Genomic DNA, 24910 nt, shown 5'->3' on the forward strand with positions numbered 1-24910 from the left:
TAACCTCGGTCTTAAGACCGGGGCAAAACATACTTACTTCCAAAAAAATATTTTTTGGACCCAACCCCTATTCTTAGTTTCCGCTTGCGAAACAACTTGGATTTTTGTTTCTTCCTTGAATTTTAAAGAGTCTTTATTTCTATAATATTCTCGTCTTTCGGATTCTTCATTTTTCCTAGCCTCATGAATTACTTCATCAGACCATTCCGATGACCATTTTATTTCACTTTTAGTAATCCAATAATGGGATTTACAATCAAAGCTCCAATTTCCAACCGAAGGCTTAAGGGAAATGGTTTCGCCGTCATATAACAATTTCCATCCCGTAGGATGCAATGGCGTATTAACCTCTCTACCACATCCACAAGCACATTTATGAATGACAGATTTATATTCCAAAGAAATATATATTACACCTTCTTGAATATCATCGGGTATAAACCCAACGAATTGATGCTTAAGCTTCATTGTTGAAAATAGTATTTACATTAACCGAATAACTACTATTAAGCTCTAACCTTTGGTCATTGAAGAAACCATAATATTTCTTCCACTTTATTACAGCAAAAACAGCATTTAAATCATTCAAATCAGCAATCTGTATATTGGTTTTGTAGTCATCATTTTCCCCGTCAGAGAAACTTACTAATCCATCATATACATGCGCTCGTTTATCCGGAGTGCTTAATGTTGTTCTTACGATACCCATTAGCTCATTACCTTCTCTTTCGACGCCAAGTCCACAATCAATAAACGGAATATCTATTGCCTCAAGCTTACTAAATATTTTCTTTTTGATTTGCCCAACATCAATAGCGATAAAAACAAAATCCAAATCATTTAACAAGCTCATATTAGTCTCATTTATATAAATCGGATGAGGTATAATATGTTTGTGCATTTGAGAGTAAACCTCCTTGAAATATTCAACCTTGAACGTATTTATGTCTATCCTTTCCTTAGTAGCGGCACCAGGTGCTCTAAAAGCGTTATGTTGCTTGTATTTATCACCATCGAATAAATGAATCTCCCCTACCAAGGTCTTAGCTACTTTATCCAATATATACGAACCGGTACCGCCCAAACCAATAATTCCAATTTTTAGCCCTGAAAGCTTTTCATTGATAGCATCAATTTCAGCTCTCGAGGAATTAGTATCACTATAATGCAACACTGAATCTGATTGTGGAGATTCAATTACTCTACCCGTTCTAGCTGTTACTTCCGGGAAATAATGCTGTGCTTGTCCTGAGAGAATATTGACATAAGTCTTCATCTTTTCATAATAGGTAGGATACATTGGGTTAGGTTTATGAGAAAATAAATGGTCAACCAAAATCCCGTTTCCCAAGTCTTGCCTTTGACTATTATTAATCAATTGATTCATTGGCGTTCCATTAATATCACATGGTTTTTCTCCAATAAAGTAAGCAACATGGGTATTAGGTTTTGGAGTTGACACGTTGGAAACCAACGTGCCATAAACCAATTCCTTTTTAGCATTCAAATAAGGAACACTATGTATTAAGAGAAAGTTTCCAACTATCTCTACTTCGTAATCATCATTAAGAAGCTCTTTAATACCGAGACTATGATTTATTTGTTTCAGTAACATTGAATATCATTTTATTTTTTACTGAAATAATATCACCCTTGAGCATACTGCCCTCTGGTTTACTCGGTACTCCATTAATATAATTTACAGTATAAATTACATTAGGGTCAGTTGAAACCTTACCATAAGCAAGTATCACAACTTCTTCGAAAGATATTGTCTCCTTAGACCAATCTTTCGGTTTCCCATTAACAATCACACATTCTATTCTCTCTTCAATTTCGCAAGAAACAAAGCAAGAATTTTTAGTTATGGCTATTTTATGTTCCACATCATCTTCATATGTGACCTCAACATCCCCTTTGCGAACTTCTTTTAAATAATTTCGGTCAGAATTAATACCTGACAACTTCATTATCTCGATGGGAGTCATGAAGCATTCCTCTACCTCGTAAGGCTTGCCATCAACTTTTATTAAAAGCTTCTTGTATGGCCTAGCCCGATAAGCTTCGATTCCTGCTGTTTTTAAGTTGACTTCTTCATCAAGTTGAATAGGTGTAAAACCCTTCTCATTGATTTTATAAAGTAGTTCAAACTCTTCTACAGGTGTTAAATCAGCTATGTTCAGAAGGTCCTTTCCAGTAAGTTTTGATTCGCTGGACTCGAATTTCTTATTGTTTATTTTAAAAAAAAACATGTTTCTAAGTATTATGTTATTGTAAAAACTTTGTCCCAAAGCCTTTCTTTAATCCCCAAGCAATTGAGACTAAAAATTATAGACCAACTGGCCTAAATTCAATGAGGAATTTTAAGGGGTTATACCGCGACTAACTACATTTAAATTATTTGATAATCGGGTGGAATGCGGGTGGTTTGGTAGTTTAAAGAAGAATATGTACCTTTGTAGAACGATATTACCAAGGAATTTCTTGGGCCGCGAACCCAAGTATATTCTAAATTAAAATCAAATCAGGTGCATTCCACCTGATTTTTTTTGTTCCATATTGGAACCAAATTTCTTCAAAGATACGAATTATTTTGACACTGGAAAATTGATAACAAAATAGTTAATATTTTTCATTTTGCTTGTATAATAAGCAAAATAAGTTTATCTTCGATGCGTTAAAAAACTATGAGCGACAGAGGGGAATTCTTGTATCAATCTATTCGGAAGAACATTAAAGAACTTCGAAAGGCCAAAGGTCTAGGTCAAGAAAATTTGGCTGAACTTATCTCTTTGAGCAGGTCTTCGATATCAAACATCGAAATAGGCAAGCATCAACCTTCTATATTTACAATCTATGAAATAGCAATAGCATTGGGTTGTAAAATAACTGATTTACTTCCTTCTATGGACACCTATCAATCTTCTCTGGGTACCATAGATGAAAAATATCAATCTATTTTAGATTCTTTACCGCAAGATGAAAGTAAAAAGAGTCTTTTGATAATCAACAAAATATTGCAAAAGGATGACTAGCACCATGATTGAAAGTAAATCCATTGAACTCTTAAATGAGTTTGGATTATTTAAAGCGCCCGTCAATGTTGTTAAGCTTGCAGAAAAAATTGGTATTACAATAGAAGAGCAAGATTTAGACGATGGTGTCTCGGGTTTTTTAGTAAGAAAGGACGGAGCCGACATTATTGGGGTCAATAAATATCACCCTGAAGTGCGAAAAAGATTTACAATCTCACACGAAATTGGACATTTTAAATTACATGTGGAAGTTCCTTTATTTGTGGACTACTACAAAGGTTCAAAACTAAATAGAAAGAATGCCGGGGGCAATTATAGATTGGAAAAACAAGCTAATACCTTTGCTGCTTGTCTTTTGATGCCCAAAAGGTTAATTCTAGATGAACTTGCAAAACTAGACGAGGAGTTAGAGTATGAGCTCAAGCTGTATTCTTTAAGTAAAAAGTTTATTGTAAGTAAAGAAGCAATGGACTACAGATTAAAGGCATTAGGACTTTATGATTACGGCTTCTAAATAAGATGTAAAATCCAATTTACCGTACAAAAACCGTACATTTTATAAATGAAAAAATCCGCAACTTACTAATTAATAGTTTGTTACGGATTTTTAATGTGGTCCCACCTGGGCTCGAACCAGGGACCCCCTGATTATGAGTCAGGTGCTCTAACCAACTGAGCTATAGGACCCGCAATTTTGCGGATGCAATATTAGTGTTTATTTTTCTACACCGCAAGGTTTTAACCCTGCTACACCCCTTTTATTTCCTGACAAAGCTCCACCAAAACCCCATTTGTTCCCTTCGGATGCAAAAAGGCAACAAGTTTGTTGTCCGCACCTTTTTTGGGCTCCTCGTTCAAAACCCTAAACCCTTCCTTCTTCAATCTTGCAATCTCATGTTCAATATCCTCAACGGCAAAGGCAATATGGTGAATCCCTTCTCCCTTTTTCTCCAAAAACTTGGCAATGGGACTGTCCTTAGTGGTGGCTTCCAACAATTCCACTTTATTGGGCCCCGACATAAAAAAGGACGTTTTTACCCCTTCCGACAGCACTTCTTCCATCTTATAAGGTTCCACCCCCAACAATTTGGTAAATAAGGCATTGGAGGCATGAAGGTCGTTTACGGCGATTCCAATATGTTCAATTTTGTCCATTTCCTTTAAATTTTAAGTCGAAACGCTTCCTGATATAAGCTCAAAATTAAGCACTGTATTTGTATCTGCTCATGAGGTTCGTCATTTATTCCGTTATTTTGCACTATGGAAACACAACGACAGAAGAAAATTGCGGGAATTATTCAGAAGGATATTGCGGATATCCTTCAGCGGGCCGCAACTGATGGTGGATTGAAGGGAACCTTGATTTCTGTTTCCAAAGTCTACGTGACCACCGACCTATCCATAGCCAAGGTATATGTAAGTGTATTTCCCAATGACAAGGCCCAAACACTCCTGGAAGGGATGCGATCCAACCATGTATTGATTCGGCACGAGCTTGCCCAGCGTACCAAAAACCAATTGCGAAGGGTGCCTGAGCTCAATTTTTACCATGACGATTCCTTGGAGTACATCGACCAAATAGAAAAATCATTGAAAGGGGATGAAAATCCCATGGAAAATAGGGATTTGTTGGCCAAACGTAAGAAGTCCTGATTTTGAATTTTCCATTTTATATCGCAAAGCGCTACCTGCGTTCCAAAAGCAGTCAAAATGCGGTAAATATTATCAATTTCATCACTTTTCTGGTGATTGTTATCGGTTCGGCTGCGCTTTTTATTGTACTCTCTGCCTTTGCCGGACTAAAGACATTCAGCCTGTCCTTTACCAACACATTCGACCCCGACCTCAAGGCCATTGCCGCGGTCGGAAAACACTTCTCCATTTCGCCGGAGGAAGAAATAGCACTTCAAGATATAGATGGGTTAGCCAACTTTTCCAAGGAACTGGAAGAAATGGCCTACCTAACATTTCGAGAAAAAAGTTGCATTGCATACATCAAGGGAATCGATGGCAACTACCGCTCCGTAACCGGGGTTGACAGCACCCTGTATTTTGGCAACTGGGGAGTTATGGAATTCAACGGAGTGGTTGGAATAGGCATTTATAACCTTCTTGGGGTTCCCTTGGACAACTACCAAAATCCCATGACACTTTTGGTTCCGAAGCCAGGCAAAGGCTCCATTACACCCCAAGGGTTGAACACCAAGCCCTATAATGAAATGCCCATATATGTAAGTGGGGTATATGCCGTGGAGGAAAATCTGGATAAAAAATATGTTTTTGCCCAATTGCCACTTGTGCAGTCCCTTTTGGAAAAGGATAGCACGCAAATTTCAGGTGTCAATTTTAAAATGAACGGCCAAGTTCCTTTGGAAGCTGTACAGGAAGAGATACGGTCCGTTCTTGGAAAGAAAGTGCTGGTCTTGAACCGCCAAGAACAGTACAGTAGCCTGTACCGCATGCTGAACACAGAAAATCTAGCCACCTATTTGATCTTCACCTTGGTGTTGATCATAGCTCTTTTTAATGTGGTTGGGGCCATCATTATGATGATTCTGGATAAGCAACAAAACTCAAAAACCCTGTTTAGTTTGGGGGCTACCATCAAAGAATTGAGACGCATCTATTTTACCCAAGGCCTATTGGTCACATCACTCGGTGGGTGTATCGGTGTTTTGATCGGTTCGCTATTGATCGGTTCGCAATTGGCATTTGGGTGGCTAAGAATCACCCCGTCCTTGGCCTACCCGGTAGAGTTTAATCTGATGAATGTTTTGGTGGTGTTGGGAACCATTGTGGTCCTAGGATTTATTTCCTCAAAAATTGCCAGTAGCCGAATCAACAAAAGGTTGATTACCGCTTAGACAAACTGAAAGTCCCCAAACTTTTGCAATACCTCATCAAAGGCAGCAAAAACATCGGCAGATTCATCGCTGGTGACCATTTTCATTCGGTATTCCTTAAAGTGCGGAATCCCCTTAAAATAGTTGGTATAGTGTCTGCGCGTCTCGAAAACACCCAGTTTTTCCCCTTTCCAATCGATGGACATTTGTAGGTGTCTACGGGCGGCCTCCACACGTTCTTCCATGGAGGGCGGCGCTAAATGTGTTCCCGTTTCAAAAAAGTGCTTTACTTCTTTAAAGAACCAAGGGTTGCCAATGCTTGCCCTTCCAATCATCGCTCCATCCAATCCATATTCGTCACGCATCCTTACTGCGGCCTCTGGCGTATCCACATCCCCATTTCCGAACACCGGAATGTGCATTCTTTGATTGTTCTTTACCTCCGCAATGGGTTTCCAGTTTGCATTCCCTTTGTACATCTGCACCCGGGTACGCCCATGTATGGCGATTGCTTGGATGCCAACATCCTGGAGCCTTTCCGCCACCTCCACAATTTTTATGCTGTCTGAATCCCATCCCAAACGTGTCTTTACCGTAACCGGTAAATAGGTGCGTTTTACGATTTCCTCGGTTAGTTTTACCATCAAGGGAATGTCCCTTAAAATTCCCGCTCCGGCATTTTTGGAAACCACTTTTTTCACTGGACACCCAAAGTTGATGTCAATGATATCCGGATTGGATTTTTCCACAATATCCACCGCCTGCAGCATGGAATCCAGCTCGGCACCAAATATCTGGATGCCCACTGGGCGCTCCTTTTCATAAATATCCAACTTGATGACACTCTTGGCGGCGTCCCGAATAAGTCCTTCCGAAGAAATAAATTCGGTATAGACCACATCGGCACCCTGCTCCTTGCAAAGTGCACGAAAAGGGGGGTCGCTTACATCCTCCATCGGAGCTAGAAGCAACGGAAAATCAGGGAGTTCTATGTTTCCAATCTTCGGCAAATCCTACTTTTTTAGGATTGCAAAAATACAAAATACCGGAAAATCAAGGGTTTATTCTTCTTCTAGGCGGTCACGCTCCTTTTTCTCAATGGCCCGTTCGTTGTCCTGCAGCCTAAAGTTTCCAAAGTTGTACGTGAACCCAAGGCGCACAAATTGGGTTTCGGGCCTGCGCCTATAAAAGTTATCCTGGTTAAGGTAACGCGAGGTATAGGTAGGTACATATTGCTCCAAAATATCCTCTGCGGCAATGGAAATGGTGGCCCTTTTGTCCCAAAGGGACTTTCTCAAGCCTACCGTCAAATTCAATTGCTCATCAGAGACATACGATCCAAATAAAAATTTGGAGGTGTATGTCATGGTGAGTTCCCCCGTAAACGTTCCATCTTTGGAAAGGGTCAAGTAGTTGGCCAAATACCCATAAACACCATCAACCTCGTTGGTGTATTCCTGGTTGTTGCTTTCCACCGCCAAAAAAGTGTCCTCTTCATGAAAAAACGAGGTGTAGGCATAGATAAACCAAAATGGGGCTATTCCTTTACTTACCGAAACATCCAGCCCATACGACTTACTGGCCAGCATGTTCTGTTTTAATTCTACCAAGGTCTGGTCTTGGTTGTCCTGAAAGACCAAGTACCCAATTTTCATCCCATTGTCCCGATAATAAATGTCGAAAAAATACTCGCTGTTCAGGGTATAGTTAAAATTGAAATTGTTGCTGAAGCTTGGCCTTAGGCCGGGGTTTCCCTCCTCAAAATCGCTTTCGTTGAAAAACACGCGAAACGGATTTAAGTCGTTGTACTTGGGCCGTTCCACACCCCTGCCATAATCAAATGCAAAGCTGTGCTTGTCCGAAGGCGAGTACAGTACGTAAAGGGAAGGAAAGGGCTCAAAAAAATCCAAGGTGTTGGTTTGGTTCAGGGTTTCGGAAGTACCATTGGCTTCGGTAAGTTCTCCTCGAATACCCAGCTTCATAGACCATTTTTCCCAACTTTTCACCAAGCTCAAATAGCCAGCATACACATTCTCATCATAAAGGAACACATCCGACAAAGAAGGGTTGATGGTATCGTCGGAACCTATAAAATTTCCAAAGACCACGTTGCTCTCCGAGTTGATTGAGGACACTTTCAGGCCTGTTTCCAGGGAAGCTGTTCCCAAGGGGGTGGAAAAATCGGTTTGTCCCGTCACAATCTGAATGTTCTGGTCGGTACTTGTATCAAATCCAAAATTCCGCATGAACATCCCTCCATTGTCAAAATAATTGGAGTTCAGGTTTTGGAACGATTCCCCATCGTAGTGCGTATAATGCCCATTAAACGATAAGCTGGCCCCTGGTTTCTTCAACTTATGGACATAAGAAAGATCAAATGCGAGGTTGGTGTTGTCGAGATCCGCCACATTCCGAGTCACAAAAGAGGAATCCAACTGTTGAAGTCCATTCCTGATTTCGGCGTCTAGATTGGTTTCTCTTTCCTGCCCAAGGTTAAACGCCAAATTTGAGGTGAGATTCAAACTGTTTCGGTCGTCAAAATCGTAATCCAAGATCAAACTGGCATTCTGTGCTTGGGACGAATGGGTTTCGTTGTACATCGTGGACCATCTCGAAAAAATGGAGTTGGTATCATCAATAAAATTGGTTCCCTTTTTGGTCTTCCTAAGTTCTTTTTTGGGATTGATGGAATAGTTCGCAAAAAGGTTCAGCTTGTCCGTTTTGTAGTAATGGCTCATCCCCGCACTGAATTTTGGTAAAGTCGCCTGTGTATAACTTCCATTTACACTTCCCTTATACCCTGGAACAATATTTTTGGAGGTGACAATGTTCAAAATGGGTCCCCCCTCCGCGTCGTACCTGGCCGGTGGATTGGCAATGACCTCAACAGATTTGATATTGTTCCCGGAAAAGCCTTCCAAAAGTTCCTTTACCTCCTGGCCCGAGAGTTGCACCTTTCGGTCATTCAAATACACCGTGGCGCTTTGCCCCTTAATTTGTAGATCTTCCTGGTTGACGATCACCCCGGGGGTACTTCGTAAAATATCCCACGAACTCCCCTGCGAAACCACCGTGTTTTCCACAGAAAAGACCAGTCTGTCTGCAAGTCTTTGTAGGGTAGGCCGCTTTGCGGTCACCACAACCTCGTCCAGATTATTTGTTTCCAAAGGAATAATCAAGGCCCCCAACGACACATTGCCGGCAATGTCCAATGCCCTGGGTTCGGACCCCCTTCCCACGTAACTGGCCTGTAAAAGATACAGGTCCGGTTCCACCTCTTCCAAGGAAAAATAACCGACCTCATCGGCAGAGGTCCCCATGACAAATGTGGAATCTACTGCTTGTAAAAGAAGAATGTTGGCGTATGGAATAATGTTGTTCTGCTGGTCTACAACCTTCCCGGTAATCTGGTATGTCTGCCCGGACAAAGATATCACGGCAAAAAAAGCCAATAAAAAAATATAGGCAAGGTGTTTCATTTAGTCATCGGGGTTGAATATCAAATCTAAGAAAATATTTTAGAGGGATAGATCGAGCCTCTTGGTCATATTTGTAAAAAACAATGAGCTAGGTGGCTAAAAGAGCTATATTTGCAGATGCTTTAACGCCCTAGATTTTACAGGCAGTTGTTGATATGGAGAAGATTAGGAATTTTTGCATCATTGCACATATAGACCACGGTAAAAGCACCTTGGCAGATCGTTTGTTGGACTTTACCGGTTCCGTTACCGATCGTGAAAAACAGGACCAGTTGTTGGACAATATGGACCTGGAACGGGAACGTGGCATCACCATTAAGAGCCACGCCATACAAATGGAGTATGAGCACCAAGGTGAGACCTATATCCTAAATTTGATCGACACCCCCGGGCACGTGGATTTCTCGTATGAGGTTTCCCGATCTATTGCCGCCTGTGAGGGTGCGCTTTTAATAGTTGACGCTGCGCAAAGTATCCAGGCCCAGACCATATCAAACTTATACTTGGCCCTGGAAAATGATTTGGAAATTATTCCGGTCCTTAATAAAGTGGACTTGCCCAGTGCAAATCCCGAAGAAGTTACGGACGATATAGTTGACCTCCTGGGCTGCGACCCAGAGGAGGTAATTCCTGCCAGTGCCAAGACTGGAATTGGAATCGAAGCTATTTTAACCGCCATTATTGACCGCATTCCCGCACCGGAAGGAAATCCCAATGAACCGCTACAGGCTTTGGTTTTTGATTCTGTATACAATCCGTTTCGTGGTGTGGAAACGTATTTTAGGGTCATAAATGGGGAAATTAAGAAAGGTCAAAAGATTAAGTTTGTGGCTACCAACAAGGACTATTTTGCGGATGAGATCGGCACCTTAAAATTAAACCAGGTTCCCAAACCCGTTATTTCCTCCGGGGATGTGGGTTACCTCATTACGGGAATCAAGGATGCCCGGGAGGTTAAGGTAGGGGACACCATAACAGACGCTGCCAAACCAACCCAAAATGCCATTGAAGGTTTTGAGGACGTTAAGCCCATGGTTTTTGCGGGAATCTATCCGGTGGATACTGAAGATTTTGAGGAGCTTCGTTCCTCCATGGAAAAATTACAGTTGAATGATGCCTCTTTAGTCTTTACTCCGGAAAGTAGTGCCGCGCTAGGTTTTGGATTCAGGTGTGGGTTTCTGGGAATGCTTCACATGGAAATCATTCAGGAGCGCTTGGAGCGTGAGTTCAACATGACCGTTATCACCACGGTGCCAAATGTGAGCTATCACGCATACTCTACCAAGGACAGGGAAACAGCAATCATTGTTAATAATCCTTCGGATTTGCCAGATCCCTCAACCGTGGACCGTGTGGAGGAGCCTTATATTAAAGCCACCATTATTACCAAGGCCGATTTTGTGGGCAATGTAATGTCCTTATGTATCGAAAAGCGCGGTCAAATCACCAATCAAACTTATTTGACCACCGAAAGGGTGGAGCTCACTTTTGATATGCCCTTAGCCGAAATCGTGTTTGATTTTTACGACCGGTTGAAAACCGTTTCAAAGGGGTACGCCTCCTTCGATTATACCCCAATAGGTATGCGAACCTCCAAATTGGTCCGAGTGGATATCCTGTTGAACTCACAACCCGTGGACGCCTTATCTGCATTGGTTCATTTTGATAATGCCCATCACATTGGTAAAAAAATGTGTGAAAAGCTGAAGGAGCTTATCCCAAGGCAGCAATTTGACATACCAATCCAAGCGGCCATCGGTTCCAAGATCATTTCCAGAGAAACCATCAAGGCCCTGAGAAAAGATGTGACCGCCAAATGTTATGGAGGTGATATTTCGAGAAAGCGAAAACTCTTGGAAAAGCAGAAAAAGGGTAAAAAGCGGATGCGCCAAGTAGGTAACGTGGAGATTCCACAGCAAGCTTTTATGGCGGTGCTGAAACTGAACGATTAAGGGTTTTATTCTGCAAAGTCTAACCTGTCCAGTTGGCAACCTTCTGCTACGAATTCCTTAGGGGTTTTGCCTTCCAACTCTTCTGGTCCCATAGTCTTCATATTAACTCCGGCTAAGTACAGGGTATAGGTGTCATTCATATTATCGCAAATTTCAAGTTTATAACCATCCTTTGTCGTACATGCAAAGCACTCAGATGATTTGGCAACCTCGGGGTTTTCATTGGCATCTTCAAGAAGATCAGCCATCTTTATGGCATCCACTGAACAACCCCTGGCCAATGTTATTACCCACAATGAAACAAGTACTGATTTTTTCATTTGGAAAAGATTTAGGTTATTAAAACAGAGGCAATCTAACTGCTGTTGGCCCTAAATCTTGTTCCCAATTGACGGATGCCCGTTTTCAATTGACGGATGAGGGTGTTTGTGCTAAAAAGTTGGGTTTTAAGAGGAATCCCGTGGCTGGGATTTTAGTCAATATCGATGGTTTTTCCCATATAAACCAGCTTATACCCTTCCCCGTTGGGAGAAAAGTCCTTGCTGTTGGCGGGGATAATATCGATGACGCCTGTAGGGGCTTTGGTGAAGACCGGAATGATGTCACTGTCCTTTTTGGTGAGATCTATGAGGTCGTCATAATGTTGTTTGTCCCTCAGGTCAACCTCTTGTATGGCCGGGTATTTTCGCACCACCTCTATCAATTTGATAAAATCATCGGTGTGGGAGAACACACCCTCTTTGGGATTGTCGTTGGGATTGTTCATCTCATCGGAGTTTACCAATCTGAACGCCCCGTTTTCTCCAAATTGCCGTTGGAATTTTTCAATCGCAAATTCATTAATATCAGAATTTCCTGTTAAGGCCAGTAAAAAACCCATGTCGTTCAGCTCAATATTATCCGTTAGTGAGTCCGAAAAAATATCGGCAGTCATGGCTTCAAGACCTAAACGTTGAGCCTTTTCAATATTGGCCTGATTGTTATCTATCAGTACCACGTGCCGGTTGTTGTTCTTAAGATAGTTCCCTATGAGACGTGATACTTTGGAAGCGCCAATGATCAGTACTCCTTCTGATTTCTTTAAGAACACCCCAACAATTTTGGCCACAAAACGTGCGGTGGTCGCATTTAATAATACGGTACCCAGCACTATCATGAACACCAAAGGCGTAATATATTCTGCTCCTGGTTCTCCTTTGCTCAGCAACTTGGAGCCAAATAGCGAAGCAATACCCGCAGCAACAATACCCCTGGGGCCAACCCAACCAATAAAAAGCTTTTCATTGAGTTTTAGATCGGATCCCATCGAACTTAAAAAAACACCCAATGGTCGTATCACAAATACAACAACAGCAAACAGAATGGCGGTGTTCCAATTAAAAATGAGTTCCAGGTCACTAATATTAATGTTGGCCGCCAACAAGATAAATAGGATAGAAATCAACAAAACGCTGAGCGACTCCTTAAAATAAAGAAGCTCCTTCAAATTGGGCAAATTCATATTTCCCATGACCATCCCCATGACCACCACCGCCAGCAATCCGGATTCATGTGCAAACACATCCGATTCTACATACACCAACAATACTACAGAAAGCGAAACCACGTTGAGAAGATAGTGTGGCACCAGGTTCTTCTTGATTACAAATCCCAAGGCATGGGCAAATGTAAATCCAAAGGTAGTCCCGAACAATAGGATCTTTCCAAACTCGATTAAAGCAGTTTTGGTAAACGCCTGACCCTCTCCCACACTGATGAACTCAAAGACCAAAACGGCTACCAAGGCCCCAATGGGGTCTATTAAAATACCTTCCCACTTAAGTACCGCGGATACATCTTTCTTTAAGGGAATGTTTCTTAGAATTGGTGTTATTACCGTTGGCCCCGTAACAATAATCAATGCAGAAAACAGGAACGAAATTTGCCAAGGAAGTTCAAAGATGTAATGTGCAGCCACACCGGCTCCAAAAAAGGTTACCACAGTTCCTACCGTTATCAATTTGGTGATGACCGGGCCCACATTCTTAATTTCGGCCCTTTTAAGGGTAAGTCCTCCTTCAAACAGGATGATGCTGATTGCCAAAGACACAAAATAGTATAGGCCCTCCCCGGGGAAAAGTCCCTTTTGTCCATTCCAAATGGGCTCTATTAGTTTGCCTCCATCCTCCGTGTACAGTGTGGCGATGGGACCCACCAAAAGTCCAATCAGAATCAACGGTAAAATTGCGGGAAGTTTAAAGCGCCATGCCACCCATTGTGCAATGATCCCCAAAATTATGATGCCCGCAAGCTCTACCATGAGTTAGTTTTCTTGAAATTTAACGTTTTTCTTTTAGAATTTTGTCAAACTTCTGACATTGAGTACTTCTTTCTTCATATTGTGTTATATTGACGTCCCATTCTTAAAAAAGCTTTATTGAACGCACCTTTTAAAACCGTTTTGTTCGGGTTTGCCTTCTCTCCAACTTTGAGGACCAATATTCTTGAAACTTCCAGGATAGCTTATTTCTTTGAGGCGAAATTGATTTTGTTACATGTGGGTGAGAAGACCGCAACAAAAGAAGCTCAAATCAAGGGCATTCTATCAGCGGTGGAAAACCGGGGTTTGGAAATTTCCATTCAATGGAAAACAGGAAAGCCGGATGAGGTCTTATTGGCTACTTGCCAAGAATCCAATATAGATTTATTGATTTTGGGGGCGCTTCAGCATGAGAATTTATATCAGTTTTATGTGGGCTCCATTGCAAGAAAGCTAACTAGAAAAGTATGTTGCTCGGTTTTGTTGTTGATAAAGCCATCCGAAGAGCGGGTGCCTTGCCAACATGTGGTTGTCAACGGCCAGGAGGATGAAGATACTCCTTTGGCCATTTCAAACGCCTGCTATGTCTCGCACGCGCTAGGAGCAAAAAGATTGACCATCGTTGAGGAAATTGGACAAAAAGAGGTGGCAGTTGAAATTACTGATGACAAATCCTTGAAAAAGGCCACTATACAGAAAGAACGCTTGAAGCATCGGGAGGATTCACGCGTTCGAAAAATCCTGAAGTCCGTTCCAGAAGGGCATTTAAAAAACCTAAAGGTGAAAACCCAAAGTATTTTTGGAAAAAGCGGGTATTCCATCGGGCATTATGCCGAAGTGGTTCGCGCTGACCTTTTGGTAATGAACGCCCCTAAGAAAATTGGGTTGCTGGATCGCATTTTTCCTCATGACATTGAACATATTTTATCTGATTTACCAACCGACCTCCTAATTGTTAGAAAAACCAATTGACGCCAAAGACCAGCAATACAAATAGCTTTATGAAGGACTTGCCCAAAAACTTGTTTTCGGGTTTTGTGGTGTCCTTGATCGCCCTTCCTCTTGGGCTGGGCCTGGCCATTGCAAGTGATGCTCCTCCCATATCTGGGATTATTGCCGCTATTGTAGGGGGAACGGTTGTTGCCTTGTTGGGAGGGTCCAATGTAACCATAACCGGACCGGGCAATGGTCTGGTAATTGTTTTGCTTGGAGCTATAACCACTCTTGGCGCAGGAGACCTATATCAAGGCTACCTTTTTACTTTGGCGGCCATTGTGGTTTCCGGCATCTTGATGTTGCTGCTAGGTTTCCTAAAAATGGGGCGCTTGGCCGATTTTTTTCCGGCCTCTGCCATAGAAGGGATGTTAGCGGCCATTGGATGGGGCATTTTTGCAAAACAATTCCATATCATGATTGGCCACAACAACGAACATGGTAGTATCGTAAAATTACTGGCACAAATACCCGCCGGGCTTACAGACTTGGTTCAAAACTCAACAACTGAAGAGATGGTTGCGGCCGGAATTGGAATCATAAGCCTCTTGATCATGGTTTTTTATTCCAAAATCAGGAATCGCTTTTTCCAGCTGATTCCAGCTCCTATGTGGATACTAATTCTGTCTGTTGGATTTAGCTATTCCTTTGGTTGGTTGGATTTGCCATTTCCGTTAGACCCTTCATACTTGATTTCCATTCCGGAAAACGTGATTTCCAATTTGGCCTTCCCGGATTTTTCCAAGATCCATCACAAAGAATTCATAATCAGTGTTTTTGCCATAACGCTTATCGCTAGCATCGAATCCCTGCTCAGCATAAAGGCCGTGGACAAACTAGACCCTCAAAGTAGGAGGTCCAATGTAAATAAAGACCTAAAAGCTCTTGGCCTTGCAACATCTTTAAGTGGTTTGGTTGGGGGGTTAAATGTGGTCACCGTAATTGCTCGTAGCTCCGTAAATGTGAACAATGGGGCCACCAATCGATCCGCCAATTTTTTCCATGCCGCATTTTTAGTAGTGTTCATATTATTGTTCCAGGAGCAGTTAAAGAAGATTCCGTTGGCGGCATTAGCGGCTATCTTGGTCTATACAGGCTATAAATTGGCCACTCCAAAAACCTTTAGAAAAGTGGCCAAAATTGGAAATGAACAAATTGTGATTTTCCTGACCACCTTACTCACCACCTTGTTCACCAACCTCATTACCGGAATCAGCATTGGTATATTAACCACCTTGATATTGCATATTGTCATAAACAAAAGTGTTGTATTGTTTTTGGGCAATGTGTTCAAACCCAATGTTCTTATGTTTCAGGAGCCAGAGGACAAGAATTACTATGTTAGCGTTAAATACTTCTGCAGTTTCCTGAATTTTTACAAGCTCAAAAACAAGCTGGATGCTATTCCAGAAGACCAACATGTGGTGGTAGACCTATCTATGTGTGGCTTTGTAGACCATACGGTTATGGAAGGATTGGAAACCTACATGGACACTTTTGCCAAAAAAGGGGGAAGTATGGAAATTGTAGGTCTGGACAAGCATGGAGCCGATTCCAAACATCCCTTTGCCATTCGCAAAATATTGCCGCTGGAAACGCTAAAGCCCATTGAAAAATACTTTACAAAAAGACAGGCGCGGCTAAAGGAAACTGCCCTAGAGTTTGATTGGGCCTATGATGCCAAGAAAAATGCCCGCACCCATTTCCTCAACGACTTTATCTTCTTCAGAACACGTGAGATAAGTTATTTGTACAACCATCTCTCAGAAGAAAATGGAAACTGCTCTGTTTTTGATCTGGAATTTACCGAGGGGGCCTTTGTGGCCAAGGAGGTAATCAAATCTACGGTAATGTACATTGCTCTCCCTGAGGCAACACCCATTTTTACCTTGGATAAAGAAGGGCTATTGGAGCGGTTATACAAATTGGCAGGGTTTCAGGATATTTCCATAGAAAACCATCCCGATTTTAACCGTCGCTTTTTCTTGAGCGGAGAGAAAACCAGGGAAATCCAGCATTTATTCCATCATGAACTTATCCTCTTTTTGGAAAGTAATCCGTATTATCATGTAGAATCCAACGGGCATTCCCTTTTGATTCTTAAAAAAGAACGATTGCTGAGTGTTCAGGAAACCAAGGCCATGATCTATTTTGGACAGCAGCTCACCAAACTTTTGAGACAATCCGTGCCTGTTTGATTTTTGTTAAAATAGGGCCAATAAACCTATGTTTTTTAGCCATTTAAGGCCTGCTTTTCTTATTTTGCACGCCATTTGCTTTTCTGAATGACTATTTATCCCATTGAGACCGGAAATTTTAAATTGGATGGTGGGGCCATGTTTGGGGTGGTTCCCAAGTCCATCTGGAGCAGAACCAACCCGGCAGATAACAACAACATGATCGACTTGGCCGCCCGTTGTCTGTTAATTGAAGATAGCGATAGGCTAATTTTGATTGATAATGGTCTGGGGAACAAGCAATCTGAAAAATTCTTCAGTTACTACTACCGTTGGGGAAATCATAGTTTGGACGCTTCACTGGAAGCCTTGGGTTTTCATAGGGACGACGTTACGGACGTATTTTTGACCCACCTCCATTTTGATCATTGCGGTGGCAGCATTCAATGGAACAAGAACAGGACAGGCTACGAACCGGCTTTTAAAAATGCACGGTTTTGGTCCAATAAGGACCATTGGGAATGGGCGACCCATCCCAATGCCCGTGAAAAGGCGTCCTTTTTAAAGGAAAACCTTTTGCCCATGCAAGAGAGCGGGCAGCTGCATTTTATAGATCGAAAGCAGGGAGCTTTTCAAGAGGGGTCCGAGCTAGGCTTCGGCATTCTTTTTGCGGATGGACATACAGAAAAACAGATGCTTCCCCATATTACCTATAAGGATAAGACGGTTGTTTTCGTGGCGGACCTGATCCCTACAGTGGGCCACATTCCCGTTCCTTATGTTATGGGATACGATACCCGCCCTCTTCTGACCTTAAACGAAAAAGCAAGGTTTTTGGATACTGTTGCTGATAATGGTTATCTGCTCTTTTTTGAGCATGACGCACACAACCAACTTTGCACTTTGAAAAAAACAGAAAAAGGTGCACGATTGGACGAATCGTTTACTTTTGAAGAAATATTCAAACCACAATAAATTTTACAATTCTTATAAAATCATATATATGAATCACAGCTATTTCAGACTTTCCTTCGCTTTGGCTTCTGCTTCCCTTTTTCTAATGGGGTGTGGCTCTACCACCTTGGTCTCAACTCCAGTTGAAAATATCGACGCCATCCCATTAAAAGTGTCAGACCTAACAGAGTATCAGAAAAAAACCTGGGGTCATGCAGACCTTGTTACCGATACTATCCCTGGCATGAGCGTGGACAAGGCCTACAAGGAAATCATCAAGAACAAACATGGAAAAACTGTGGTCGTGGCCGTAGTGGATTCAGGTATTGATATAGACCATGAGGATTTGGATGGGGTGCTTTGGACCAATAAGGGCGAACGTCCGAACAACGGTCGCGACGACGACGGAAATGGGTATATCGATGATATTCATGGCTACAACTTTTTGGGCGAGGCTTACAACGAGCAGTTGGAATATGTGCGCATGCTACGTTTGGGTGTCGGTGATGCCTCCGCTAGGGCCAAAGCTCGATTAAAGTTGGATGAAGCCTATCCAAAAGCCCTGCAAAACAAACAACAATACGAGCAAATTTACCAAGTGGTAAAAACTGCTGATGCCGCGGTTAAAAAAGAACTCGGAAAAGACAATTATACTAAAAAGGACCTGCTGTCCATTGAGCCCAAATCGGAGGAAATGAAGCAGAACATTGCCGTTATTTCCCAAATGTATTCTTACGGGGAGAGCATTTCAAGTGTATTGGAGGAGCTTAACGAGGGCATTACCTACTTTACGGATCAGGTCAACTACAACCTCAACAAGGATTTTGATGGTAGACAGCCCCTCGGTGATAATCCTTACGATTTTAACGACAAAACATACGGCAATGGCAACCCTAAAAACAGGGTGGACACGGAAAGCCACGGCACCCATGTTGCCGGAATTATCGCAGCAGAGCGCAATAACGGCAAAGGAGTCAACGGTGTTGCCAAAAATGTAAAAATCATGAGCTTGCGGGCGGTGCCCAATGGCGACGAGTACGATAAGGATATCGCCTTGGCCATCAGGTATGCCGTGGATAACGGGGCCAAGATCATCAACTGTAGTTTTGGGAAGTCGTTTTCTCCCAATGCCCAGTGGGTTTATGATGCCATCAGGTATGCCGCTTCCAAAGATGTTTTAATTGTACACGCTGCAGGAAACGATGGGAATGACCTGGACAATCCAGAAAACCCCAATTATCCAAATGACCACAAGTTTGGCTCCACAGAAATTGCCAACAATGTAATCACCGTTGGAGCATTGACCAGCAGTTACGGGTCCGAAATGGTAGCTAACTTCTCCAATTATGGCAATCAAAATGTGGATGTTTTTGCGCCAGGTGCTGCCATTTATTCCACTTTACCCAACAATGAATATGACTTTATGGGAGGCACCTCTATGGCCGCTCCCGCAGTGGCTGGTGTAGCCGCTTTGATACGATCCTATTACCCGCGACTGTCGGCTGTGCAGGTAAAACAGATTATAATTGAATCTGGGTTGAGTTCCAAGGCTTCCGTAATAGTCGCCGGGGATCCTTCCAATGCTTCCACCTTCGATAAAATTTCCAAATCTGGAAAAATTGTGAACGCGTTTAATGCCCTTCTGTTGGCCGAAAGCATTTCCAAAGGAAGAGCCACACTAACGTACAATACCAAATAAAACCATGAGAAAATCCCAAGTTTTTCTGCTTTCCATATTCAGCGGATTGTTATCCCTTTCCGCACAGAACACCTCGTATTGGCAACAACATGTAGACTATACCATGGATGTTGAAATGGACGTGAAGACCTTTCAATATGGAGGAACCCAAAAATTGATCTATACCAATAATTCTCCCGACGTTCTGAACAGGGTATATTATCATTTGTTCTTCAATGCCTTTCAACCTGGGAGCCAAATGGATGCCCGCCTACAGAGCATTAAAGATCCCGATGGGCGGATGATGGAAAATGGAAAAAGTAGAATCGCTTCTCTCTCTGAAACCGACATGGGTTATCTGCATGTCCAGTCGTTGACTCAGGACGGTAAACCGGTAACTTTTGTGGAAGAAGGGACCATATTGGTGGTCGACTTGGCAACTCCGCTTCCTTCTGGAGGGAAAACCACTTTGGAAATGGAATTTAAGGGACAGGTACCGGCACAAATCAGAAGATCTGGGCGAAACAGCAGTGAGGGTGTAGCCCTTTCCATGAGCCAATGGTATCCCAAATTGTCCGAGTACGACTTTGAGGGTTGGCACGCCAATCCCTATATCGCCCGGGAATTTCATGGGGTTTGGGGAGATTTTGATGTGAAATTGACCCTGGACAAAGACTATGTGGTGGGGGGTACAGGATATCTTCAAAACCCACAGGAAGTCGGTCATGGTTATGAAACACCCGGCACCAAGGTAAAAACTAAGGGCAAAACCCTGACATGGCATTTTAAAGCACCCAATGTCCATGATTTTATGTGGGGTGCCGACCCAGAGTATATTCATGATACTTTGCAAATGGAAGATGGCCCCGCGCTTCATTTCTACTATAAGAACGACCCTGAGATTTTGGACAACTGGAAAAAATTACAGTCCAAAACAGCGGATGCAATGCGATTCTTCAACAAAAACATTGGTGAATATCCATACAAGCAATATTCCGTGGTCCAAGGTGGCGACGGAGGTATGGAATATGCCATGAGCACCTTGATTACAGGAAAGCGCTCCTTTGAAAGCCTTGTTGGGGTCATGGTCCATGAATTGGCACATTCCTGGTTTCAACATGTGTTGGCCACAAATGAATCCAAGCATGAATGGATGGATGAAGGCTTTACCACTTTTATAAGTAGTTTGTGCATGAACGAGATTATGGAACAGGGCAAGGACAACCCCTTTGAAGGTTCCTATAAGGGCTACTACGCCTTGGTCAATTCCGGATTGGAAAAACCTCAGGCAACCCATGCGGACCGTTATGCCACTAATTTTGCCTACGGAATTGCCGCCTACAGTAAGGGCGCGATATTCTTATCGCAATTGGGCTATATTATCGGCCAGGACAAGCTCATGGAGACAGTGCGGAAATACTATGAAGACTTTAAGTTTAAGCACCCAGTTCCCAATGATGTTAAGCGCAGTGCGGAAAAAATCTCGGGCATGGAGCTCGACTGGTATTTGGTAGATTGGACGCAAACCACCAACACCATCGACTACGGCATCAAAAGTGTTGTGGCCGAAGGCAATAAAACCAAAGTTGCCTTGGAAAGAATTGGGGACATGCCCATGCCTATTGACCTATTACTAGCCAAGAGCGATGGTACCCAAGAAACCTATTATATCCCGCTTCAAATAATGCGTGGCGAAAAGGAAAATCCGTATCCAAGTTTAAATAGGACTGTGGCCAAGGATTGGATGTGGGCGCATTCCGTTTATGAGTTGATCATTGAGGTTCCTTTGGATGAAATCCAAGCTTTGGTCATTGACCCTTCGCAACTTATGGCCGATATAAATGGAGAAAACAATGTGTACCAACCCAAAGAATGAAGCCTGATTTCTATCTTTAGGTGAACCAATGCCCGCTGGGCCGTAGAATTCCCATGAAAGCTTCACTTGGCAAAAACGAAAAGCTCAAGAGCAAAAAGCTGTTTGAGCAACTTTTTGTGGAGGGAAAAAGCATTAGCGCTTTTCCCGTAAAACTGCTGTATTCCGAATGTGAATTCGAGGATGTTCTTTTTAAAGTTGGGGTGGTCGCCCCCAAGAAAAAATTCAGAAGTGCGGTAAAACGAAATAGGATCAAACGCCTGCTTCGAGAATCGTACAGGCTTAATAAGCAGCTCCTTTTTAACAATGTGGAGGGAAACTTTGCGTTTCTATTTTTATACCTTGGGAACAAGATGCCCAAGGCAAAAGAAGTGGACAAGGCTGTGGTTCAGCTATTGGAAACCTTTCTAAAAAAAGAGTCCCATGAAAAAATCGATCAATAAAAGAATTTGGGTTCCCGTTTTGGCGGTCACCATCCTAGTGGCTACCTCCGGATTTAAAAGTGATTTTTTTGAGATTGCGAAGCAACTAGAAATCTTCACTACGCTCTTTAAGGAGCTCAACATGAATTACGTGGATGAAACCAATCCTGCAGAACTCATGGACACGGCCATCAAGAACATGTTGGAGGGTTTGGACCCCTATACCCGTTTTTTGAATGAACAGGATGTTGAGGCCTTCAAAATAAATAATGCAGGGGAGTATTCCGGAATTGGAGCCCTGGTCCGTTCTTATGAAAGCAAATTGCTGATTGTTGAACCCTACAAGGGTTATCCCGCAGACAAGGCTGGGTTAAAAGCCGGAGATGAGATCATTAAAATTGGGGACATCAAGGTGGCCGACTTTGACGATAATGCCAGTGAGCTGCTCAAAGGGGCCAATAACACTTCGGTTGAAGTTACTTTTGTTAGACAGGGAGAGACCAAAACAGCCACATTGAACCGGGAAGGTGTAGAAGTGGATGCTGTTCCGTTTTACGACATGGTCGATGACAAAACCGGCTATATTGTGCTTGCACGGTTCAACAGAAAAGCATCCAGTCAAACCAAATCGGCCTTACAGGATTTAAAGGGAAGAGGTGCCCAGCAATTGGTATTGGACCTTCGCGGCAATCCCGGTGGGCTTCTTTCAGAGGCCATCAATGTTACCAATCTTTTTGTGCCAAAAGGAGAGCTTATCGTGACCACAAAATCCAAGGTAAAAAAGTTTAACCAGGAATATAAGACCAAAAACCAGCCAGAGGATTTGGATATCCCCCTTGTGGTTCTGGTGGATGGAAGAAGCGCCTCTGCCAGTGAAATTGTGTCTGGCGGTCTGCAAGATTTGGATAGGGCCGTGGTCATGGGGGCGCGGAGTTTTGGAAAAGGACTGGTCCAGCGTCCGCTCAAACTCACCTATGGCACCCAATTAAAAGTGACCATCTCCAGATATTACACCCCTTCGGGCCGATGCATTCAATCTTTGGATTATTGGAATCGGGATGAAGATGGCAATGCCGTACGTAATACCCAATTCAAGGAATTTACAACGAGAAATGGCCGGAAAGTACAGGACGGCGGCGGCGTAATGCCCGATATCGAGATTGCTTCCATCAAATCCAATAGCCTTATCGATGCGTTGGACCAAAACAATATCATTTTCGACTTTGCCACGGACTTTTATTACGATCATTCGTTTGGGAATGTGGATGATTTTAATTTTACCGCCGCTGATTTTAATGCCTTTAAAAAGTATGCCCAAACCCAGGATTTTTCTTTTCAAACAGAAACGGAGGAACTTTTGGAGCAAACCATGAACTCCGAGGAACATCTATTGGGTTCTGAGGTCCAAGAAAAATACAAGGATTTGCTATTGGCCGTCAACAAGGGTAAAATTTCCGCTTTGGACACCTTCCAAAAAGAAATCCAAAAAACGCTGGAGGATGAGATTGTAAAACGCTATTTCTACCGAGAGGGGCTATATCAATACTATCTAAAGCAAGACGAAGCCATTTTGACTGCTTCCACTTTGCTGAGCGATTCGCCCAAGTACCACAGCATTCTTAACTAAGTTATGCGGGGCTGGCCTTGGTTCATCTTGATTTTGTTCCTAGGTTGGTCGCTCCATGGCCAGGAATTGCCTGCAATTGGAAAAGTACATGATTCCATCGTAGTTGATGGGGATCCCAACGAGACTTTTGCCCTTTATCTACCCAATTCCTTTTCCAAGAAAATACCCAGTTCCATTGTTTTTGTTTTTGATCCCGCCGCGCGGGGAGCTGTTGGGGTTCAGACATTTATACCAGCAGCCGAGAAATACGGGCATATTTTAGTGTGTTCCAACAATTCCCGAAACGCCCCATACGAGCGGAACTTCGAAATTGCCAATCGTCTCTTCAACCACATTTTTGCACATTTCAATATTGACGAAGACTCCATTTACGCGACTGGTTTTTCCGGTGGGGCACGATTAGCCACAGCAATCGCTTCCCTTACCGATAAGTTTGCCGGGGTTATTGGTTGTGGTGCCGGTTTTTCAGGGATACGGGAATATATGCCAGGAGCACAGCGGTATGCATACGTGGGCCTATGTGGGGATAGAGACATGAACTACAAGGAAATGTTGGAAAATAAAGGCTACCTCAACCTAATCCAGTTCAACGGCACCCTAGTCACCTACGATGGGGAACACCGATGGCCACCAGAAACTCAAATTTTAAGGGCATTCGACTGGCTTCAGCTTCAAAAATTGAAAAAGGAACGGCCTGTACCCATGGCCCAAATTCAACGAGCATATCAAAGAGATTCTGAGCTGCTGATGCAATTCAGAGAGGAAGGCAGCCTACTATTTGAGGCGGAACAACACGAGCGGATGGTCAAGGACTATGCGGGAATCTTGGAGGTGGACAGCTTAAAAGTCCAATATGCGGCCTTATTAAATTCCAAAGTATTGAAACAACAATTGGAGGCGGTAGAGACGGCTTTGGAAAAAGAAAGGGAATGGGTGGGCAAACTGGACACCCAATTGCAAAGGGATTTGATGATTCCGGATAAAACAAATTGGAATTGGTGGAAGAAAGAGCTTGGGAAATTGGAAAAGCTAAAAGACAAAGGGGGGCAAGAAATGCAGAAAATGGTGTTTCGTATTCGATTCGATTTGTTTGTACGGGCCTATTCCCGCAAAAATGAGCTTCTCCATCAACAATCCACTGCACAATCCAAATGGATCGACACCCTTCTGGAACTGCTCAATCCTAAGTAATTGGCATGGTTTTGGATTTTGATGCTGAAACCTGATGCCATGAAAACCATCTTCCTTTCCATCTGTCTGCTTTTTTGTATTTCCTCCGTCAGCGCCCAAAAAATATTCGCTGTGGACCGGGATTACAAGGCTGATGTAAAGGTCTTTGTGGCTGACAGGGATTATAAAGCCGATCTATTGGTCCATAAAGTAAGTGCCGATAACAAGGCCAATGGAAATGAAGGCCGTTGGTTCTTCACTGAAAGGGATTATCAAGCAGATACAAAGGTCTTCTTCACCGATAGGGATTATCAGGCCGATTTGATCATTTTCTTCGTTGATGTGGAATATAAGGCACAGTGGAGAAAAAAATCCAAAATTTACTTAATGCAGTAGCCATTCTTTGAT

The 24910-nt window shown here is 42.8% G+C and carries 22 protein-coding genes and 1 tRNA gene; 14 read left to right on the forward strand and 9 right to left on the reverse strand.

Features of this window, described 5'->3' with window-relative positions; all coding sequences use genetic code 11:
- Window positions 1–33: 33 nt before the first annotated feature.
- The 3 genes from M3P07_RS08835 to M3P07_RS08845 are packed head-to-tail and all read right to left on the reverse strand — an operon-like array spanning window position 34 to window position 2252.
- Complete coding sequence (locus M3P07_RS08835; RefSeq protein WP_249969544.1) at window positions 34–468, reverse strand: ubiquitination-like system serine protease family protein; 435 nt, start codon at window positions 466–468, stop codon at window positions 34–36.
- On the reverse strand, window positions 458–1615 hold the full coding sequence (locus tag M3P07_RS08840) for a ThiF family adenylyltransferase (RefSeq protein ID WP_249969545.1): 1158 nt from the start codon (window positions 1613–1615) through the stop codon (window positions 458–460). Before M3P07_RS08840 ends, M3P07_RS08835 begins: the two co-directional genes overlap by 11 nt.
- Window positions 1590–2252, reverse strand: a complete 663-nt coding sequence (locus M3P07_RS08845; RefSeq protein WP_249969546.1) for a multiubiquitin domain-containing protein — start codon at window positions 2250–2252, stop codon at window positions 1590–1592. The genes M3P07_RS08840 and M3P07_RS08845 overlap by 26 nt, the downstream gene beginning before the upstream one ends.
- 435 nt (window positions 2253–2687) lie before the next feature.
- Between M3P07_RS08845 and M3P07_RS08850 the strand changes: the two genes are divergently transcribed.
- Together M3P07_RS08850 and M3P07_RS08855 are read left to right on the forward strand one after the other, a co-directional pair.
- Window positions 2688–3035, forward strand: coding sequence for a helix-turn-helix transcriptional regulator (locus tag M3P07_RS08850; RefSeq protein ID WP_249969547.1), 348 nt, complete (start codon window positions 2688–2690; stop codon window positions 3033–3035).
- Window positions 3028–3549, forward strand: a complete 522-nt coding sequence (locus tag M3P07_RS08855; protein WP_249969548.1) for an ImmA/IrrE family metallo-endopeptidase — start codon at window positions 3028–3030, stop codon at window positions 3547–3549. The genes M3P07_RS08850 and M3P07_RS08855 overlap by 8 nt, the downstream gene beginning before the upstream one ends.
- 99 nt (window positions 3550–3648) lie before the next feature.
- Here the strand turns inward: M3P07_RS08855 and M3P07_RS08860 are convergent.
- A tRNA-Ile gene (locus M3P07_RS08860) sits at window positions 3649–3722 on the reverse strand.
- Window positions 3723–3782: 60 nt separating this feature from the next.
- Window positions 3783–4190 carry a methylmalonyl-CoA epimerase gene (mce, locus tag M3P07_RS08865; RefSeq protein ID WP_249969549.1) on the reverse strand — a complete coding sequence of 136 codons (408 nt, stop codon included), beginning with the start codon at window positions 4188–4190 and terminating at the stop codon, window positions 3783–3785.
- 105 nt (window positions 4191–4295) lie between these two features.
- Here mce and rbfA point away from each other — a divergent pair, with 105 nt between their 5' ends.
- Together rbfA and M3P07_RS08875 are read left to right on the forward strand one after the other, a co-directional pair.
- Window positions 4296–4688: a 30S ribosome-binding factor RbfA gene (gene rbfA / locus M3P07_RS08870; RefSeq protein ID WP_249969550.1), complete on the forward strand. Its 393-nt coding sequence runs from the start codon at window positions 4296–4298 to the stop codon at window positions 4686–4688.
- Window positions 4689–4690: 2 nt separating this feature from the next.
- Window positions 4691–5899 (forward strand): ABC transporter permease, encoded by a 1209-nt coding sequence (locus M3P07_RS08875; protein WP_249969551.1) that lies wholly within the window; start codon window positions 4691–4693, stop codon window positions 5897–5899.
- Here the strand turns inward: M3P07_RS08875 and dusB are convergent.
- Window positions 5896–6888: a tRNA dihydrouridine synthase DusB gene (gene dusB, locus M3P07_RS08880; protein ID WP_249969552.1), complete on the reverse strand. Its 993-nt coding sequence runs from the start codon at window positions 6886–6888 to the stop codon at window positions 5896–5898. The two genes, M3P07_RS08875 and dusB, sit on opposite strands and share 4 nt — an antisense overlap.
- Before the next feature lie 51 nt (window positions 6889–6939).
- On the reverse strand, window positions 6940–9357 hold the full coding sequence (locus M3P07_RS08885) for an outer membrane beta-barrel family protein (protein WP_249969553.1): 2418 nt from the start codon (window positions 9355–9357) through the stop codon (window positions 6940–6942).
- Window positions 9358–9512: 155 nt separating this feature from the next.
- Between M3P07_RS08885 and lepA the strand changes: the two genes are divergently transcribed.
- Window positions 9513–11309, forward strand: coding sequence for a translation elongation factor 4 (gene lepA / locus M3P07_RS08890; RefSeq protein ID WP_249969554.1), 1797 nt, complete (start codon window positions 9513–9515; stop codon window positions 11307–11309).
- A gap of 5 nt (window positions 11310–11314) precedes the next feature.
- Here the strand turns inward: lepA and M3P07_RS08895 are convergent, their stop codons facing one another.
- Together M3P07_RS08895 and M3P07_RS08900 are read right to left on the reverse strand one after the other, a co-directional pair.
- Complete coding sequence (locus M3P07_RS08895) at window positions 11315–11629, reverse strand: hypothetical protein (RefSeq protein ID WP_249969555.1); 315 nt, start codon at window positions 11627–11629, stop codon at window positions 11315–11317.
- Between the two features lie 152 nt (window positions 11630–11781).
- Window positions 11782–13608: a cation:proton antiporter gene (locus tag M3P07_RS08900; RefSeq protein ID WP_249969556.1), complete on the reverse strand. Its 1827-nt coding sequence runs from the start codon at window positions 13606–13608 to the stop codon at window positions 11782–11784.
- A 117-nt stretch (window positions 13609–13725) separates the two neighbouring features.
- Here M3P07_RS08900 and M3P07_RS08905 point away from each other — a divergent pair, with 117 nt between their 5' ends.
- The 9 genes from M3P07_RS08905 to M3P07_RS08945 all read left to right on the forward strand — a co-directional run bounded on the left by M3P07_RS08905 (window position 13726) and on the right by M3P07_RS08945 (window position 24898).
- Complete coding sequence (locus tag M3P07_RS08905) at window positions 13726–14580, forward strand: universal stress protein (protein ID WP_249969557.1); 855 nt, start codon at window positions 13726–13728, stop codon at window positions 14578–14580.
- Window positions 14581–14609: 29 nt separating this feature from the next.
- Window positions 14610–16799, forward strand: a complete 2190-nt coding sequence (locus tag M3P07_RS08910; RefSeq protein ID WP_249969558.1) for a SulP family inorganic anion transporter — start codon at window positions 14610–14612, stop codon at window positions 16797–16799.
- Window positions 16800–16886: 87 nt separating this feature from the next.
- Window positions 16887–17753: an MBL fold metallo-hydrolase gene (locus tag M3P07_RS08915; RefSeq protein ID WP_249969559.1), complete on the forward strand. Its 867-nt coding sequence runs from the start codon at window positions 16887–16889 to the stop codon at window positions 17751–17753.
- Between the two features lie 28 nt (window positions 17754–17781).
- Window positions 17782–19431, forward strand: coding sequence for a S8 family peptidase (locus M3P07_RS08920; protein ID WP_249969560.1), 1650 nt, complete (start codon window positions 17782–17784; stop codon window positions 19429–19431).
- 4 nt (window positions 19432–19435) lie between these two features.
- Complete coding sequence (locus tag M3P07_RS08925; protein WP_249969561.1) at window positions 19436–21286, forward strand: M1 family metallopeptidase; 1851 nt, start codon at window positions 19436–19438, stop codon at window positions 21284–21286.
- 53 nt (window positions 21287–21339) lie between these two features.
- On the forward strand, window positions 21340–21726 hold the full coding sequence (gene rnpA / locus M3P07_RS08930) for a ribonuclease P protein component (protein ID WP_249969562.1): 387 nt from the start codon (window positions 21340–21342) through the stop codon (window positions 21724–21726).
- Entirely contained in the window at window positions 21707–23332 is a 1626-nt protein-coding gene (locus M3P07_RS08935; protein ID WP_249969563.1) for a S41 family peptidase, read from the forward strand. The genes rnpA and M3P07_RS08935 overlap by 20 nt, the downstream gene beginning before the upstream one ends.
- A gap of 3 nt (window positions 23333–23335) precedes the next feature.
- Window positions 23336–24523: a hypothetical protein gene (locus M3P07_RS08940; protein ID WP_249969564.1), complete on the forward strand. Its 1188-nt coding sequence runs from the start codon at window positions 23336–23338 to the stop codon at window positions 24521–24523.
- A gap of 39 nt (window positions 24524–24562) precedes the next feature.
- Window positions 24563–24898: a 7(1) septoil knot domain-containing protein gene (locus M3P07_RS08945; RefSeq protein WP_249969565.1), complete on the forward strand. Its 336-nt coding sequence runs from the start codon at window positions 24563–24565 to the stop codon at window positions 24896–24898.
- Window positions 24899–24910: the final 12 nt, after the last annotated feature.

Source organism: Flagellimonas myxillae, from assembly GCF_023502235.1.
GTDB classification, from domain to species: domain Bacteria; phylum Bacteroidota; class Bacteroidia; order Flavobacteriales; family Flavobacteriaceae; genus Flagellimonas; species Flagellimonas myxillae.

What these genes read in the sequence shown, in the direction of transcription:
- M3P07_RS08835 (WP_249969544.1), bottom strand. Translation starts at nt 468, where the DNA reads ATGAAGCTTAAGCATCAATTCGTTGGGTTTATACCCGATGATATTCAA.
- M3P07_RS08840 (WP_249969545.1), bottom strand. Translation starts at nt 1,615, where the DNA reads ATGTTACTGAAACAAATAAATCATAGTCTCGGTATTAAAGAGCTTCTT.
- M3P07_RS08845 (WP_249969546.1), bottom strand. Translation starts at nt 2,252, where the DNA reads ATGTTTTTTTTTAAAATAAACAATAAGAAATTCGAGTCCAGCGAATCA.
- M3P07_RS08850 (WP_249969547.1), top strand. Translation starts at nt 2,688, where the DNA reads ATGAGCGACAGAGGGGAATTCTTGTATCAATCTATTCGGAAGAACATT.
- M3P07_RS08855 (WP_249969548.1), top strand. Translation starts at nt 3,028, where the DNA reads ATGACTAGCACCATGATTGAAAGTAAATCCATTGAACTCTTAAATGAG.
- mce (WP_249969549.1), bottom strand. Translation starts at nt 4,190, where the DNA reads ATGGACAAAATTGAACATATTGGAATCGCCGTAAACGACCTTCATGCC.
- rbfA (WP_249969550.1), top strand. Translation starts at nt 4,296, where the DNA reads ATGGAAACACAACGACAGAAGAAAATTGCGGGAATTATTCAGAAGGAT.
- M3P07_RS08885 (WP_249969553.1), bottom strand. Translation starts at nt 9,357, where the DNA reads ATGAAACACCTTGCCTATATTTTTTTATTGGCTTTTTTTGCCGTGATA.
- lepA (WP_249969554.1), top strand. Translation starts at nt 9,513, where the DNA reads ATGGAGAAGATTAGGAATTTTTGCATCATTGCACATATAGACCACGGT.
- M3P07_RS08895 (WP_249969555.1), bottom strand. Translation starts at nt 11,629, where the DNA reads ATGAAAAAATCAGTACTTGTTTCATTGTGGGTAATAACATTGGCCAGG.
- M3P07_RS08900 (WP_249969556.1), bottom strand. Translation starts at nt 13,608, where the DNA reads ATGGTAGAGCTTGCGGGCATCATAATTTTGGGGATCATTGCACAATGG.
- M3P07_RS08910 (WP_249969558.1), top strand. Translation starts at nt 14,610, where the DNA reads ATGAAGGACTTGCCCAAAAACTTGTTTTCGGGTTTTGTGGTGTCCTTG.
- M3P07_RS08915 (WP_249969559.1), top strand. Translation starts at nt 16,887, where the DNA reads ATGACTATTTATCCCATTGAGACCGGAAATTTTAAATTGGATGGTGGG.
- M3P07_RS08920 (WP_249969560.1), top strand. Translation starts at nt 17,782, where the DNA reads ATGAATCACAGCTATTTCAGACTTTCCTTCGCTTTGGCTTCTGCTTCC.
- M3P07_RS08925 (WP_249969561.1), top strand. Translation starts at nt 19,436, where the DNA reads ATGAGAAAATCCCAAGTTTTTCTGCTTTCCATATTCAGCGGATTGTTA.
- rnpA (WP_249969562.1), top strand. Translation starts at nt 21,340, where the DNA reads ATGAAAGCTTCACTTGGCAAAAACGAAAAGCTCAAGAGCAAAAAGCTG.
- M3P07_RS08935 (WP_249969563.1), top strand. Translation starts at nt 21,707, where the DNA reads ATGAAAAAATCGATCAATAAAAGAATTTGGGTTCCCGTTTTGGCGGTC.
- M3P07_RS08940 (WP_249969564.1), top strand. Translation starts at nt 23,336, where the DNA reads ATGCGGGGCTGGCCTTGGTTCATCTTGATTTTGTTCCTAGGTTGGTCG.
- M3P07_RS08945 (WP_249969565.1), top strand. Translation starts at nt 24,563, where the DNA reads ATGAAAACCATCTTCCTTTCCATCTGTCTGCTTTTTTGTATTTCCTCC.